The sequence below is a fragment of the Brevibacterium sp. S22 genome (assembly GCF_004745485.1).
In the GTDB taxonomy this organism is placed as follows: Bacteria; Actinomycetota; Actinomycetes; order Actinomycetales; family Brevibacteriaceae; genus Brevibacterium.
Map to the genome: position 1 here is coordinate 1 of NZ_RHFG01000030.1, position 14,564 is coordinate 14,564.

11 protein-coding genes are annotated in these 14,564 nt (G+C 65.2%); 4 read left to right on the plus strand and 7 right to left on the minus strand.

Annotation, left to right across the window (positions count from 1 at the left end; translation table 11 throughout):
- Positions 1 to 434: 434 nt before the first annotated feature.
- Complete coding sequence (locus tag EB835_RS17430; protein ID WP_135810720.1) at positions 435 to 1,136, minus strand: ArsR/SmtB family transcription factor; 702 nt, start codon at positions 1,134 to 1,136, stop codon at positions 435 to 437.
- A 316-nt stretch (positions 1,137 to 1,452) separates the two neighbouring features.
- On the opposite strand from EB835_RS17430, the gene EB835_RS17435 reads away from it, so the two are divergent.
- Positions 1,453 to 2,706 carry an MFS transporter gene (locus EB835_RS17435; protein WP_276606010.1) on the plus strand — a complete coding sequence of 418 codons (1,254 nt, stop codon included), beginning with the start codon at positions 1,453 to 1,455 and terminating at the stop codon, positions 2,704 to 2,706.
- Between the two features lie 132 nt (positions 2,707 to 2,838).
- On the opposite strand, the gene EB835_RS17440 is transcribed toward EB835_RS17435, so the two are convergent.
- Positions 2,839 to 3,495 (minus strand): response regulator, encoded by a 657-nt coding sequence (locus EB835_RS17440; RefSeq protein WP_135810756.1) that lies wholly within the window; start codon positions 3,493 to 3,495, stop codon positions 2,839 to 2,841.
- Positions 3,495 to 5,411 (minus strand): ATP-binding protein, encoded by a 1,917-nt coding sequence (locus tag EB835_RS17445; protein ID WP_135810722.1) that lies wholly within the window; start codon positions 5,409 to 5,411, stop codon positions 3,495 to 3,497. Before EB835_RS17445 ends, EB835_RS17440 begins: the two co-directional genes overlap by 1 nt.
- 143 nt (positions 5,412 to 5,554) lie before the next feature.
- On the opposite strand from EB835_RS17445, the gene EB835_RS17450 reads away from it, so the two are divergent.
- Positions 5,555 to 7,063, plus strand: a complete 1,509-nt coding sequence (locus EB835_RS17450) for a CitMHS family transporter (RefSeq protein ID WP_135810723.1) — start codon at positions 5,555 to 5,557, stop codon at positions 7,061 to 7,063.
- Positions 7,064 to 7,074: 11 nt separating this feature from the next.
- Complete coding sequence (locus EB835_RS17455; RefSeq protein WP_135810724.1) at positions 7,075 to 7,536, plus strand: universal stress protein; 462 nt, start codon at positions 7,075 to 7,077, stop codon at positions 7,534 to 7,536.
- A 2-nt stretch (positions 7,537 to 7,538) separates the two neighbouring features.
- Here EB835_RS17455 and EB835_RS17460 read toward each other — a convergent pair whose 3' ends face one another.
- Positions 7,539 to 8,699 (minus strand): FAD-binding oxidoreductase, encoded by a 1,161-nt coding sequence (locus EB835_RS17460; RefSeq protein WP_168216777.1) that lies wholly within the window; start codon positions 8,697 to 8,699, stop codon positions 7,539 to 7,541.
- Between the two features lie 183 nt (positions 8,700 to 8,882).
- Positions 8,883 to 10,487 (minus strand): malate synthase A, encoded by a 1,605-nt coding sequence (gene aceB / locus EB835_RS17465; protein ID WP_135810726.1) that lies wholly within the window; start codon positions 10,485 to 10,487, stop codon positions 8,883 to 8,885.
- 218 nt (positions 10,488 to 10,705) lie between these two features.
- Between aceB and EB835_RS17470 the strand changes: the two genes are divergently transcribed.
- Positions 10,706 to 12,628 carry an L-lactate permease gene (locus EB835_RS17470; protein ID WP_135810727.1) on the plus strand — a complete coding sequence of 641 codons (1,923 nt, stop codon included), beginning with the start codon at positions 10,706 to 10,708 and terminating at the stop codon, positions 12,626 to 12,628.
- A 164-nt stretch (positions 12,629 to 12,792) separates the two neighbouring features.
- Here the strand turns inward: EB835_RS17470 and EB835_RS17475 are convergent, their stop codons facing one another.
- Positions 12,793 to 13,425: a hypothetical protein gene (locus EB835_RS17475; protein WP_135810728.1), complete on the minus strand. Its 633-nt coding sequence runs from the start codon at positions 13,423 to 13,425 to the stop codon at positions 12,793 to 12,795.
- Positions 13,426 to 14,132: 707 nt separating this feature from the next.
- Positions 14,133 to 14,555 (minus strand): DUF899 family protein, encoded by a 423-nt coding sequence (locus tag EB835_RS20705; RefSeq protein ID WP_240688827.1) that lies wholly within the window; start codon positions 14,553 to 14,555, stop codon positions 14,133 to 14,135.
- Between the last annotated feature and the right edge of the window lie 9 nt (positions 14,556 to 14,564).

Consider the following 14,564-nt stretch of genomic DNA (forward strand, 5'->3'; position numbering starts at 1 on the left):
AGAATTGGGCCTCGACCGTGCTTGGCAGGGAACGGGGTCCGGGACGGACCATGGCAACATCCTCCTCACTGGAGGTGTTGCGACGACTCCTTGAACCCAAGCGCTGAAATCGCGGCGGATCGACCAGCAAATCCGCCTGCGACCCACGCATAGGTCACTTTCGGAGAGATACTTCGTGGCGTCGGAGAGTTTCCGTCATCGACCCATGTTGGAGGGCACGCCTGCTCGCCCACCCGCCGACCGCGATTGTCTGGTCGATCCACCGTGGTTTCCGAGCCTGGATCGCGGCGGATCGACCAGCAAATCAGCCTGCGGCCCCGAGGCGAGTGTTCCGCGTCCGCATCCGATGTCCGCCGCCGAGGCGGCCCGGAGCTCATCGACCCACGTCGGCATCGACAGAGCGGCTCTCGGCGTCGTCAGCGGGCATGCGGGGCTCATTCGTTGTCGGGACCATCTTCGTTGTCGGGACCATCTTCGTCGTCGGGACCATCTTCGTCGTCGGGCGCATCCTGGTCGGTGCTGGTCCGCGGATCACTCGGGTGCATGGCGATGAACAGACCCCACTGCTTCGCCCCGTCCTTCTTCCTGCGGGACCGGAACTCTTCGAACAGCTCGTCGATGCGGGATCGGAACTCCTCGACCTCATCCTCGGTGAGCATCGCAGCCATCCGCCCCATCGTCCGTTCCTCATATGGCGCGGCGGTGAATTCGGTGGTGAAGGCCTCGAACATCTCGTTCGTCATGTCACCGGTGTTGAGGAACCAGCTCTTGCCGGTGGCGAGGTACGGGATCTCTCTGGACCCGCGCCTGCCTCGGCGAGCGTCTTGAGCCTCGAGGAAACCGGTGTCGGCGAGCATCCGCACATGGTGCAGCGATGTCGCCGGATTGAGTCCGGTCGCCGCGGCGATCTCGCGATTGCTCAATGCCTCGTCGAGGCACAGCCGCAGGATCCGAATCCGAATGCTCGAGGCCAGAGCCTTGGCCTCGGCGTCGGTGGCGTCCCTGCGTTCGACGGCTCGAGCGAGGGCGGCAGCGGCAGGGGAATCCCCGCCGGAGCGTGGGTCGTGTTGCTGCCGGATCTCATGCGGGCCGGGCGGCGCCCCCGCAGCGTGCGGGTCTGTCGACTCAGCGTTCATGCCTCCAACCTAACGAGTGATCGGGAGAAGTCAATCAGTCTTCCCCGGTGAGCGACGGAGTGATTGACTTCCCTCAATCGCTCCAGGAAGATGACTGCTTAACAGTTCGCATTCACTGATCCTTCGCCTGCTGACTCGAGGAAGAGCAATGGCCGCAGCCGACCCAGCACCGCCGAGCGAACCGGAACCTGCGCCGAGCGAACCGGAACCTGCGCCGAGCGAACCGGAACCTCTGCCGACCCACCAGCAACCTCTGCCTCCCGACCGAGAACCAAGGCTGGCTTCCGGAAGGCCGAGACAACCGCAGCGGTCCTCCCTGTGGAGGCACCGGGACTTCATGAAGCTGTGGGCCGGCGACACCGTCTCTGTGTTCGGCTCCGAACTCGTCCTCTTCGCCCTCCCGCTCATCGCCGTGCAGGTCCTTCACGCCGATGCTTTCGAAATGGGTGTGCTCGCGACCCTGGAGTCTGCGGCGTTCCTGCTCATCAGCCTGCCCGCCGGTGCCTGGGTCGACCGTCTGCCGAAGAAGCTCGTCATCGTCTCCGGCGACATCATCCGCGCCGCGGTGCTGCTGACCATTCCACTGGCTTGGGCGCTCGATGCGCTGAGCATGGTTCAGCTCTACTGCGTTGCCGCCGCCGTCGGGATCGCCAGTGTCTTCTTCGACATCGCCAACCAGTCCTATCTGCCCGAGCTCGTCGACGGGGATGCGATCTCCGACGGAAACGGCAAGCTCCAAGCCAGTCAGCAGACCGCCGGAGTCGCCGGCCCGACGCTCGCCTCTGGCCTGGTCACAGCCATCGGCGCCCCGCTCACCATCGGCATCACCAGCATCTGCATGGGACTCTCGAGCATCCTCGTCGGTCTCATCCGGCACCGTGAGAGCCCGCGGCCGGCCGAGAGTCGGGCCGGGTTCGTCGCCGAGATCCGGGAAGGACTCGGCTTCGTTCTCGGCCACCCGCTGCTGCGACGGATCACCGCGTGTACGGGGCTGACGAACTTTGCGTCCTCCGGGATCTTCGCTCTCCTCGTGCTGTTCGCCCTCACCACGCTCGGACTCCACCAGGTCGAACTCGGCATCATCATGTCCGTCGCCTCGATCGGCGGAATCCTCGGCGCCCTCACCGCAGCCTGGGTGCAGAGGATCCTCGGTGAGGGAACGAGCATCGCCGTGTGTGCCCTGATCGGCGGCCTCAGCTTCTTCGGAGTCCCACTCGCGACGGTCCTGCCTTCACTTCCGACCCTGCTCATCGGTTGGTTCCTTGCGACCTGGGCAATCGTCGTCTACAACATCGCTCAGGTGAGCTTCCGACAGCGCCTGTGCCCGAAGCCGCTGCTGGGCCGGATGAACGCCTCGATCCGCTTCCTGGTGTGGGGACCGATGCCGTTGGGCGCCTTCCTCGCCGGTGTGCTCGGTGATTGGCTCGGGGTCACAATGACGATGTGGATCCTGGCGGCCTGTGCACTGCTCGGCTCACTGCCGGTGCTCGCCCCGCGGCTGCTGCGGATGCGCCAACTCCCGCGCGAACTCGATCTGCTCGGTAACGACGGAACAGCCGAACGACGGTGACGGGGCTGTCCGGCACGAACGCTCTGAACTTTCGGCTCGGTGAGACTGCAGCAGCTTGGCCCCTGGACCGAGCTGCTGCAGTTTCACCGAACTGCGACAAGAACACGGGGCGCAGTTGGCGCACGTGCCCGCTCAGCGGGTGGCGTAGAGGTGTTCGGGGCGGCCGGTGTTGCCGTACTGCAGGGACACCGTGATCGTGCGGGCTTCGGCGAGCTTCGCCAGATGCCGCTGCGCGGTCGCACGGGAAGCCCCGACCGCCTCGGCGACTTCGAGGGCCGTCATCGGACCGCTCGCCTCTTCGAGCGCGGTGAGGATCCGGGTCGTCGTCGACGATCCGGCCGGGCTCGCCCCGGTCCCGCCGACAGCCGCGGCAACGTGGAGGTTGCGCAACTGCCTCTCCAGATCGGCCTGTCCGACCTTCTCCCGCTCCCAGTAGCGACGGAACCGAGCGTAGCGACGCAGGAAGTTCTGCAGCACCTCGGCGGCGAAGGGTTTGACGATGTACGTCATCGCCCCTGCCCGCAGCGATGAGCGGACCACCTGCGGATCCGTGACCGCCGAGAGCACGATCGCATCGATATCGGTCTCGCGGATGAGTTCGACCCCGGTGCCCTCGGGCAGCACATAGTCCACGAGGAGCAGCTCCACGTCGTTCTCGGCGATGACTTCGCGTGCAGTTCGGAGGTCGCGGACGGGTTCGAGCGCCGTGAAACCGGGAACCTCGTCGACATAGCGGGCATGGATCTGCCCGACGAAGAAGTCGTCATCGAGCACGAGAACGTTGACCATCATCTCTCCTCATTCGTTCCGAAGTCTTCGTCGGCTGCCGCACCTCGTTCGCACACCGCTGCAGAGCCGTCGTCGTCGGCGGCTGCATCAGGGTCATCCCCCGCCGGTTCGTCGAGGGCATCGGGCAGTCGCATGCCGAAGCTCGCCCCGCCGAGTTCGGGATCGTGGCCGTCGATGAGCCACACCGCTCCCCCGCCTCTCTCCGCGACCCTGCGGCTGAGCGCGAGTCCGATGCCGAGTCCGTGGCCGTCCCCGGTGCCGGTTCCCGTGGTCAGGCCGATCCCGAAATCCTGCGCCGAGGCGGCCGTCGAGAATCCCTCGTCGAAGATCTTCTCCTCCAGTTCGTCGTCGATCCCGTCCCCGGTATCCGTGACGACCGCGTGGAGTTCCGTCCCGGAGCTGAGCACCTGCACCTCGACCCGGCCGCCGGTCTCGGAGAAACGTCGGCCTGACCGCTGTCCCGCGACGGCCGCCCGCACCGCATTGTCGATGAGGTTGCCGAGGATGAGCGTGACCGCTTCCGGGTCGCGGACCGTCCCCACGGCCAGGGAGTCAGGGGCCACGGCCAAGCTCACCCCCGCCTCGGCGGCGGTCGTCCCCTTCGCCTCTAGAACGGCGCGCAGGTACGGATCGGAGATGAGATCGATGTCCTCGACCGGGGTGGTGATCGGCCCGGTGCCGAGGATCGCGGACAGGTAGGCGTGGGCCTCGTCGGTCGCGCCGGTGTCGACGAGGCCGAGCACGGTGTGCAGCCGGTTGGCGAATTCGTGACGTTGGGTGCGCAGGGCCCGGGCCATGGCGGTGACGGATTCGAGTTGGCGCGCCATGGTCAGCATCTGCGTCTCGTCGCGCAGGGTCACGACCCCGCCGACGGAGACTCCGTCGCGCTGCACGCGCACCGCTGTGGCCAGGAGGATCCGGTCTCCGATCGTGATCCGCCGCCGCAGGGCACCTTCATCCGGGGCGTCGGCCATCATCGATGTGATCTCGTCAGGGACGTCGATCGGCTCAGAGCCGTCGAGCTTCTTCACCGAGGTGCCTCCGCTGTCGTCGACCGTGTCGTTGACCTGGTCTCCGTCCTTCGCCGAGGCGGTTCTGTTCCTCCCGTCGGACACGGCCGCAGCCGTGTTGTCGGGAACGGTCCCGAGAAGCTCCTTCGCGTTCGAGTTGCTCAGTGTCAGGGACCCGCTCGCATCGAAGCCGAGCACCCCGTCGTCGAGTCCGTGCAGCACGGCTCCTTGGTCGCGGGCCATCTCGGCGAGCTCTTCGGGACCGACGCCGAGCGTCTCCCGACGCAGCCTGCGCCCGAGCATGACCGACACGACCCCGCCGAGGGCCAGGGCCAGCACGGCCACGGTGCCGAGCAGGATGAGTTCGCGGCGGACATCGGCGTCGAGCACCGAGGCGTAGATGCCCACCGAGACCTCACCGACGACGGTCTTGCCGTCCTCGCTCGAATAGATCGGCACCTTCGCCCGCACCGTCTCCCCCAGGGTTCCGGATTCGTGGGAGACGTTCTCGCGTCCTGCCAGTGCCTCCTCCGGGGAGGTCGAGACCCTGTGCCCGATCTTCGACCGGTCGGGGTGGGTGAGTCGGATGCCGCGATCATCGGTGATGACGGCGAAGCTGATGCCCGACCGGTCGCGCAGATCATCGGTGATCTCCAGCATCGAGGACACCAGCTGCTCATCGGGTTCGTCGGCGTGCTCGGCCGAGGCCGCGGTCGCAGCGGCCCGGACATCCGGGTCGATCGCCAGCGTGCGGGCAGTGGACAGCGCTTCGGTTTCGGTCACCTCGGTGACGGTGCGCGCCCCGATCCACGCGAACACGCCGGTGACCAGGGCAAGGATCACGATGACGAGCGCGAGCTGAGAGATCAGCACACGACGGGAGAACGAACGGTGGGGCCGGGGCACGCACTCAGCGTAGCTACGGTTGAGCGAAATGCGCAAAAGGCGCTCAACGATCTAAACGCCATCAGTGCACACAAACGCGCGCGGCACGTGATCTGGGCCCTACGGTGTTTCGAGCCTCACATTCGCCTTCGAAGGAGAAGCTCGTGCTTGTCATTCTCGGTTTTGCCATGATCCTCGTCTTCATGACGCTGATCATGACCAAGCGACTCTCGCCGATCCTCGCCCTCATCCTCGTGCCCACGATCTTCGGCCTCTTCACAGGGGCCGGCCTGGGCATCGGGGACATGGTCATGGATGCGATCGCCTCGATGTCGTCGACGGCAGCGCTGCTGCTCTTCGCCATCATCTACTTCGGCATCATGATCGACGTCGGCCTCTTCGACAAGCTCGTCGAGTTCATCCTCAAGATCGCCGGCAACGACCCCGTCAAGGTCGTCCTGGGCACCGCGCTGCTGACCGGCGCAGTGTCGCTGGACGGCGACGGATCGACGACGTTCATCGTCGTCACCGCCGCCATGCTGCCGATCTACCAACGCCTCGAGATGTCGCCGGTGGTGCTCACCTGCGTGGCCGGCCTCATCAACGGCACCCTCAACATCGTGCCCTGGGGCGGCCCGACGGCACGGGCCTCCTCGGCGCTGCAGATCGACGCGAACGAAATCTTCGCTCCGATGGTGCCCTCCCTGATCGCGGGTCTGCTCGTGTGCCTGCTCTTCGCCTACCTGCTCGGCCTCTCCGAGCGCCGCCGCCTGTCCAAGAACGGCGTCACCTGGGTCGAAGACCGCGGCTCACACCGTCGCAAGGACCTCGTCGGTGCCGTCGCCGGCTCCTCGGCACACGGTGCGACCGCCGGAACCGCTGCCGGCAACGGGGCGACGACCTCAGGTCAGGGGAGCACAGGCTCGGGCGCCGCCTCGGCGAATGACGACACCCCCGCCGAGGCGGGCTCCGCATCCGCGGACGACGCGACCGCGACCGGCGGTTCGGGGTCGGGCCTGGCGAACACCGCACTCGACCCGAACCGAGCGACCCTGCGGCCGAAGCTGTTCTGGTTCAACCTGGGCCTGACCGTGGCCGTGATGGTCCTTCTCATCATCGACATCCTGCCGCTTCCGTACCTGTTCATGATCGGCACCGTCATCGCACTCATGGTCAACTTCCCGAAGATGAAGGACCAGCAGGAGGAGCTCGCCTCCCACGCCACCGCGATCATCTCCGTCGTCGCCATGGTCATGGCCGCCGGCGTGCTCACCGGCATCATGTCCGGCACCGGAATGGTCGATGCCATGGCCGAATGGCTCGTCGAGGTGATCCCGACCTCGATGGGACCCTATATGGCCGTGATCACCGGTCTGCTGTCGATCCCGATGACGTTCTTCATGAGCAACGACGCCTTCTACTTCGGCATCCTGCCCGTGCTCGCCGAGACCGCCTCCCACTTCGGCATCTCCTCCGCCGATATGGCCCGCGCCTCGATCACCGGCCAGCCCGTGCATATGCAGTCACCGCTGGTGCCCGCGATCCTGCTGCTCGTGTCGCTGTCCGGCGTCGAGCTCGGCGACCACCACAAGAAGGTGCTGTGGCGGGCCCTCATCGTCGCTCTCGTCATGCTCGCGGTCGGTGTGGCCGTCGGCGTCATCGGAATCGGCTGAGCGGGTCGACGATGACTGATCTCTATTCGACCCCACAGTCCCGCTTTCCTGCCCCATCCCTGCAGGTCACTGCCTCACCGGGCATCGACTCGGCGTCGGCGACCGTGGTCCTGGCGCTGCGACCCGATGCCTCGGACGAGGTGCTCGAGCAGGCGATCGCCGCGGCCCGCCGTGAGGACGCTGCGCTGCAGGCGGTCGTGTTCGGCACGGATACGACGACGGCACCCTCGACGTCTCCCCTGGCCGAGTGCACCCGGTTGGGTGCCTCCCTCGCCGAGGCGGGGCTCGAGTATGCCGTCCACCGTGCCGGCCCCGATCTGGCGGAGCAGATCCTCGGCCTGGCGACAGACCTTCAAGCACGACTCATCGTCATGGCGGCCAAACGCCGCTCGCCCGTGGTCAAGCTGCTGCTCGGATCGAGTGCTCAACAGGTGATCCTCGAAGCCGAGTGCCCGGTGCTGTTGGTGAAGTGAGGTCAGATGCCGGCGATGCCGCGGCCCGGGGCCAGGATTCCTCGCGGGTCGACGAGTGACTTGAGCTCGCGCAGACCCTGTCGCCCCGGCTGCGGCCCCCACGCGTCGACCTCATCCCAGACCGGTGCCGGCGCATGGACCAACCGCGCGGCGATCCTATGCAGACCGAAGCTGCGCAGATGCTCGAGCACCACACGGGTGGCCACTCCCGGTTCGGATTCCGGGGCGCCGATGCCCAGTTCGAAATGCCCGGCGGCACCGCCCCGCAGCTGCAGCGGATAGCCGATCGTCGTCTCCAACCGGTCGACAGCTGTGATGAGAGTCGGAATGGAACTCGGTGCCGCGGACACCCCGATGGTCGCGGCCAGCCGCGCTCGACGCCCCCACCATTCCGGCTCCCCACAGACAGTCGCCCCGGGAATCCGGTCGACGAGCTGATCGAGTTCACCCGCTGCCTCGTCCTCATCGCCTTCGAGTTCGACGATTGTCGCCGCAGGTGAACCTGGTGGGCGTTCGATGACGACCGCGTCGGGAACACGGCGGGCGATCAGCAGGTCGGCGGCCGCCTCGGCGCCGGGAATCCACACGAATCTCTGCGCTTCGGGTCTGTTCGTCAGCCGGATCTCGGCCTCGGCGATGATCGCTCGGGTCCCCCAGGACCCTGCGACGAGCCCGGGGAGATCCCGACCGCCCAGTTCCGGGTGGAGTCCATCAGCCGTGCGGGCAATGGTCCCGTCGGCGGCGACGGTCGTCACGGACAGCACCGTCTCCGCCAGCCGCGGACGGCGCAGGTGGCGGGGTCCGATGGCCGCGGTGGCGATCATCCCGCCGAGGGTGGCCCCGGCTTCGATGCGGTCACGCGGAAGATCGGCGAGGATCTCCTGCCCGGACTCGGCGGTGAACCTGTTCAGTGCGCTGATCCGGGCTCCGGCACCGGCACGGATGGTGTCGCCCGCACCGGAGAGGTCGGCCACCTCGGCGATCGAGGTCAGGTCGATGAGCAGTCCGGGAGTGGACACCGGCGGATGATCGTCGAAGGCGGTGCCGCCGCCGAACACGGCGACAGTCCGGTTCTCGGCGTGGGCGCGGGCCATGAGCTCGGAGAGTTCGGCGATGCTGCTGGGACTGGCCAGTCGGGGCAGTTCGTCTGTGGTCAGGCTCATCCCCACCTCTGTTCGTGCGGTCTCGGGCGCTGCGCGCATGTGTACGTCGAGCTTAGCGAAGAACGCCCCCGAAATCGGTGCCTCAGGCACAGATTTCGAGGGCGTCCGGTGACTCACCGGCTGTGGATCCGAGTGGCCCGATCAGGGCACGCGCGACAGCCGTGGTCGGTCACGACGGTCGGATCACGGCATGCGGGCGTAGGCCGGCAGGGTGAGGAAGTCGACGTAATCGGGATCGAGGGCGACCGAGACGAACGTGTCGGTGGCGTCCTGCCAACCTGCGTCGTCACCGGGCAGCTTGGCGACCTCCTCGGCGACGATGCGCTCGACGAGCTCCTTCGTCACCTTCTCACCGGAGTCCAGGGTGATTCCGGCGTCCAGCCACTGCCACACCTGGGAACGGGAGATCTCAGCGGTCGCGGCATCTTCCATGAGTCCGTTGATGGCGACCGCGCCATTGCCCTCGAGCCAGGCACGCAGGTACTGGATGCCGACGGACACGTTGGTGCGCAGGCCCGCCTCGGTCATCGAACCCGGCGTCGACTTCACATCGAGGAGGTCGGCGGCGGTGACGCTGACGTCCTCGCGCTTGTTGTCGATCTGGTTCGGATTGTCGCCGAGGGTCTCGGTGAAGACCTCCTTGCACAGGGCGACCATTCCGGGGTGAGCGACCCAGGAGCCGTCGAAGCCGTTGGAGGCCTCACGCGACTTGTCCTCGCGGACCTTGTCGAAGGCGGCCTTGTTCTCGGCCTCGTCCTTCGAGGGGACGAAGGCGGACATGCCGCCGATGGCATGTGCCCCGCGCTTATGGCAGGTGCGCACGAGCAGTTCGGTGTAGGCACGCATGAAGGGCACCGTCATCGTCACGTCCGAACGGTCCGGCAGCAGGAACTCTGAGCCGCGGGAGCGGAAGTTCTTGATCACGGAGAAGATGTAGTCCCAGCGGCCCGCGTTGAGTCCGGCAGAGTGCTCGCGCAGTTCGTAGAGGATCTCTTCCATCTCGAAGGCCGCGGTGTAGGTCTCGATGAGCACGGTGGCGCGGATGGTTCCGCGGGTCAGGCCGAAGGCGTCCTCGGCTGTTTCGAAGACCTGGTTCCACAGGCGGGCCTCGAGGTGGGACTCCATCTTCGCGAGGTAGAAGTAGGGGCCGCGGCCCTTCTCGATCTGGATCTGACCGGCGGTGGCGAAGTAGAGCGCGAAGTCGACGAGCGAACCGGAGGTCTCCTCACCGTCGATGAGGATGTGCTTCTCCGGCATGTGCCAGCCGCGGGGGCGCACGACGATGGTCGGCAGCTGGTCATCGGGAGCGAGCTTGTATTCCTTGCCTTCGGGCGAGGTGAAGTCGATCTCGCGGTTGAGCGAATCGAGCAGGTTGATCTGGCCTTCGATGACCGAGTCCCACTGCGGGGTGTTCGCATCTTCCTGGTCGGCCAGCCACACCTTCGCACCAGAGTTGAGCGCGTTGATCGTCATCTTCTTGTATGTCGGGCCGGTGACCTCGACTCGACGGTCTTCGAGGCCCGGGGCCGGGGCTGCGACCTGCCAGGATGGATCATTGCGGATCTCAGCGGTCTCTTCGAGGAAGTCGAGGTCCTTGCCTGCGGCGATCTCGGCCTGGCGTTCCTTGCGAACCTTGAGGCGTTCGAGGCGCTCACCGTTGAACTTCCGGTGCAGGTCGACGATGAGCTCAAGCGCCTTCGGGGTCAGTACCTTCTCAGCCCCGTCCGGCAGCTCACCGGTGATCTCCATCCCGGCGGGGATGTCCAGGTTATCGATTTGAGCGGTCATCGCTGGTTCTCCTTTGTCAGCACATCGGTGCTGCGTTCTTGTCCACATCTGGTGATGCGATATGTTCGCTGGTCAACGGGGTTTTGCCGGCGAAACTTTCACATTGTGAAAATGTATGTTCACACAACGAAAGACTATGAGGTGATGCACGTCTCGTCAAACCATATCCTGCATTCGAGACGGTGTGATCATTGACTCTGGCCGATGGGCTGGGGACGATGAGGGGGAACATCTCTCATGGACTCGCCGATGCGGCAAAGACGCCGCGGATCGGACTCACGGTGGACAACCTCGCTGTTGCAGCTCTACTGGCACTCTCCCCCATCCTGTTGGCGGGAATTCTTCTCATCGGCTTCCGCTGGCCGGCCAAATACGCAATGCCCGTCGGTCTGATCGCCGCCGCGCTCGTAGCGAACTTCGCGTGGAAGATCGAGTGGGTGACGATCGGTGCCTCGGTCGTCCAGGGCCTCCTCGTTGCGATCGGCCTGCTGTGGATCGTCTTCGGTGCGCTTCTGCTGCTGGCCACGATCACTCGGTCCGGGGCGATCGAGACGATCCGCTCCGGCTTCATCGCGATCTCTCCGGATCGACGCGTGCAGGTCATCATCGTCGCCTGGCTCTTCGGTTCCTTCATCGAGGGGGCAGCCGGTTTCGGCACCCCAGCCGCCGTCGTCGCTCCACTCATGCTCGCCCTCGGATTCCCCGCGATCGCCGCAGTCCTCGCCGGTCTCATCATCCAGTCGACGCCGGTGAGCTTCGGCGCCGTGGGCACTCCGATGGTCCTGGGCATCGGTTCCGGGCTGGCGCAGGAGGACGGCTCGATGTCGACCGACGTCGCCGAGCGCGCCGGTCAGCTCGGCCTCGATCAAGCCGAATTCGTCGCCCACACCGCGACCCAGGTCGCACTCATCCACGCCTGCTGCGGCATCCTCATTCCGTTGCTGCTGTCGTGCCTGATGACCGGATTCTTCGGAGCCAACCGTCGCTTCGCCGACGGTCTGGCCGTCGCTCCGTTCGCGATCTATTCGGCTCTGGCGATGATCGTTCCCTACCTCATCGTGGCCAACGTCCTCGGCCCCGAGTTCCCGTCGCTGCTCGGCGGGCTCATCGGCCTGGGCATCGTCGTGACGACCTCGCGGATGGGCTTCCTCATGCCGAAGAAGACCTGGGACTTCGCCCCGCGTGAGAAGTGGCCGTCGTTCTGGATGGGCACCGTCGATCCGAACAAGGAGAAGGCGCAGCTGCAGAGAAAGATGTCGCTGGTCCGCGCTTGGTCGCCGTATCTCATCGTCGTCGCGCTGCTGCTCATCACGCGCAATGTGACCGCGATCAGCGAGTTCCTCAACGGTCCGGCCGTGATCAAGATCGACAACATCTTCGGCACCCCGATCAGCCAGAACATGGATCTGCTGTGGTCGCCCGGCGCGATCTTCGTTCTCGCCTGCGGGCTGACGTACTTCATCCACCGGATGACGAAGAAGCAGATCGCAGGCTCGTGGCAGATCGCCGGTGCGCAGATCGCGGGCGCGGCCGTGGCCCTGCTGTGTTCCCTGCCTCTGGTGCGCGTATTCATCAACTCCGGTGCCGACTACAACGGTGCCGGCCTGGATTCGATGCCGGTCACCCTCGCCGAGGCGGCCGCGAGTTCCGTCGGCGATGCTTGGCCGCTGCTCGCTCCGTTCATCGGCGCATTGGGCGCATTCGTCGCTGGATCGAACACGGTCTCGAACGTCATGTTCTCGCAGTTCCAGTTCTCCACCGGTACGGCCATCGGCGCAGCCAGCCCCGAGACCGTGGTCGCGGCACAGGCGGTCGGCGGGGCCGCGGGCAATATGGTCGCCGTGCACAACGTCGTGGCCGCCTCGGCGACGGTCGGACTCGTCGGTCGCGAAGGCGAGCTCATTCGTCGGACCTCGATACCGATGCTCGTGTATTCACTGGCCGCGGGCGCCCTGGCATTCATCGGGCTCAACGGTCTGGGCTTCAACGCGGGCACCGTCGTGCTCACCGCGCTCATCATCGGCCTGGCCGTCGTCGTGGTGATGATCCGCAGGTCTCCAGGCAAGCCGCTGCCCGGCCTAGAGGCAGCCGCCGGCTCTGACATCGACGATGACGAGCCGGAACCCACCCACCGGGCCTGAGCACCTCGTCCCTCGGATGACGTCTCGGGTGGGTGGATCCATCACGAAAACCGGAGTGAAATCGAGGTAGTTCCACCGACAGAAGAACTATCCTGGATCGGGTAGCTCAGTACTGACCGGCCATCCCGGCGCAGGAGACTCAATAGCGCGGTCATCTCACTCGACTAAGAGGCAGTTTGTCCACGCTCCGCATCTGTTATCTCACCAGAATCTTGGGCCGACTCACGTTTGAACTTGAGCGGTTCCAATAAAACTGTCATGAGGCCTGCACCGACTACCCAAAGGAAGAGTTCGACGATCGCCAGTCCAAAATTTTCTCCATTACGTTCGAAGAAGGACTCCCCTTGCGCAGGTTGCACATAGATCACTGCAATGACTGCGCTCCCGGCCAGGAGTTGCCAGTTTGCAACGCGTTTGAGCAATTGGAGAAACCTCAGCTCAGAATTGCGTTTCGGAGCTCCAGCCATGCTTACACCGATAAGCAGAAATGCAACTGAAAAGGCTGCGACCAACACCGAGGCGGAACTTACCCCGGTTTGAAAGGCGCCCCACCCTGCCAGCGCCGCAATGCCTGTGGCGACCACCCATACGCCAAATCCGATCTGACCGACTCTCACCACCAAGTAGTCTTCATCCCGTTTTCGCTGCATATCAACGTAAGTTGCAAGCGCGAATACACCTATTACGAACAAGACCGCGATTGCACTCGCTACGCTCCAGAAGGTCACTGGTGGGAGGTCATCAGGATCACCCAAAAAGCCAGCTGCAGCGACGAGTGCAACCAGTGACAAGAACATTGCGACGGGTCCCAGCCACCACTTGGTAGAAGCGCACCTACGGATCTTTGCCAATAGCGACTTCATCGTCGTCCACCCGGCCGAAAGTCGACTTGGTCGTGAAATCCAACAAACATACCGGCATCGTATCTTGTCGTTCACACGTGTATCGCCGTGGTCTCAGTCCACCAAGTCAGATAGGTACTTCTATCGCTTGGTCATGCAAATCTGAACGACGAACGCAGGAGCTCCCCTTCATTTCTGACACAGCTAGTGACTACATGTTCTGTGCTCAACTGGGGCAAAGAATCAGTTATGACTCGTCTTCCTCAATGCGATCGTCGTCGTGGTCATGAGCCGCCGGTCACCCAACGAGACGCTGCCGGGTCTTGAGGCAGGCTCCGGCTGTGACATCGACGATGACGAACCGGAGCCCACCGCTCGCGCCCGACGGCTCTCCCCTGAAAGCTCTCAGTCCCTTGTGGTCACGGCTGTCTCAGTGACAGGATCCTTCTCGGCCGAGCGTCGTCGACGCGGTAGCGCCCTCTCTCGTCCACTGTGGAACCGGCCGGCTCGTCGGTCCCCCGCCCGGCACGCCATCGACGGTGGTACGCCAGCACCAAGAGATCGGCGCCCCATGGCCACCCACCGGAGCTCCGGCATCGATCGGATCGGGCCACCTCTCGGGGACCTCCTCCCATCCCTCTCGGCGACCGTAGGGTGTGATGTCAAGGAGCCCGAGGAACGGCCTCACCCTCGATGCCGCGGCCAGTGGTCGAGTACGTGAGGAACACTCGGTCGCCTCGGCGCAGGTAGCACTGGAGGTTGCCCATCGCACCGCCGATGGGTACGTCGAGGCCACGGACGGAGTACCACGGTGCGCGATAGCCCATGAAGTCGACGATACGCTCGACCTCCGACCACTCGCCTACCGTGAGGATCGCGAAGGAGACCCCGCGGGCAGCGAGGTAGACGGAGTCGTCGGGCTGCCAGGCCGCGGTCGTGCATCCCTCGCACTTTCCCTGGTGGGGCGCACCGTCGTACCACATTTGCTGGTAGACGATGAGTTCGTCGTTGTCGCCGAACAGCGTGGTAACGGGGACGGCACCATCCGGTCCGATGACCTCGACTCCGCCGTCAACCTCGACCATCGGCTGGCG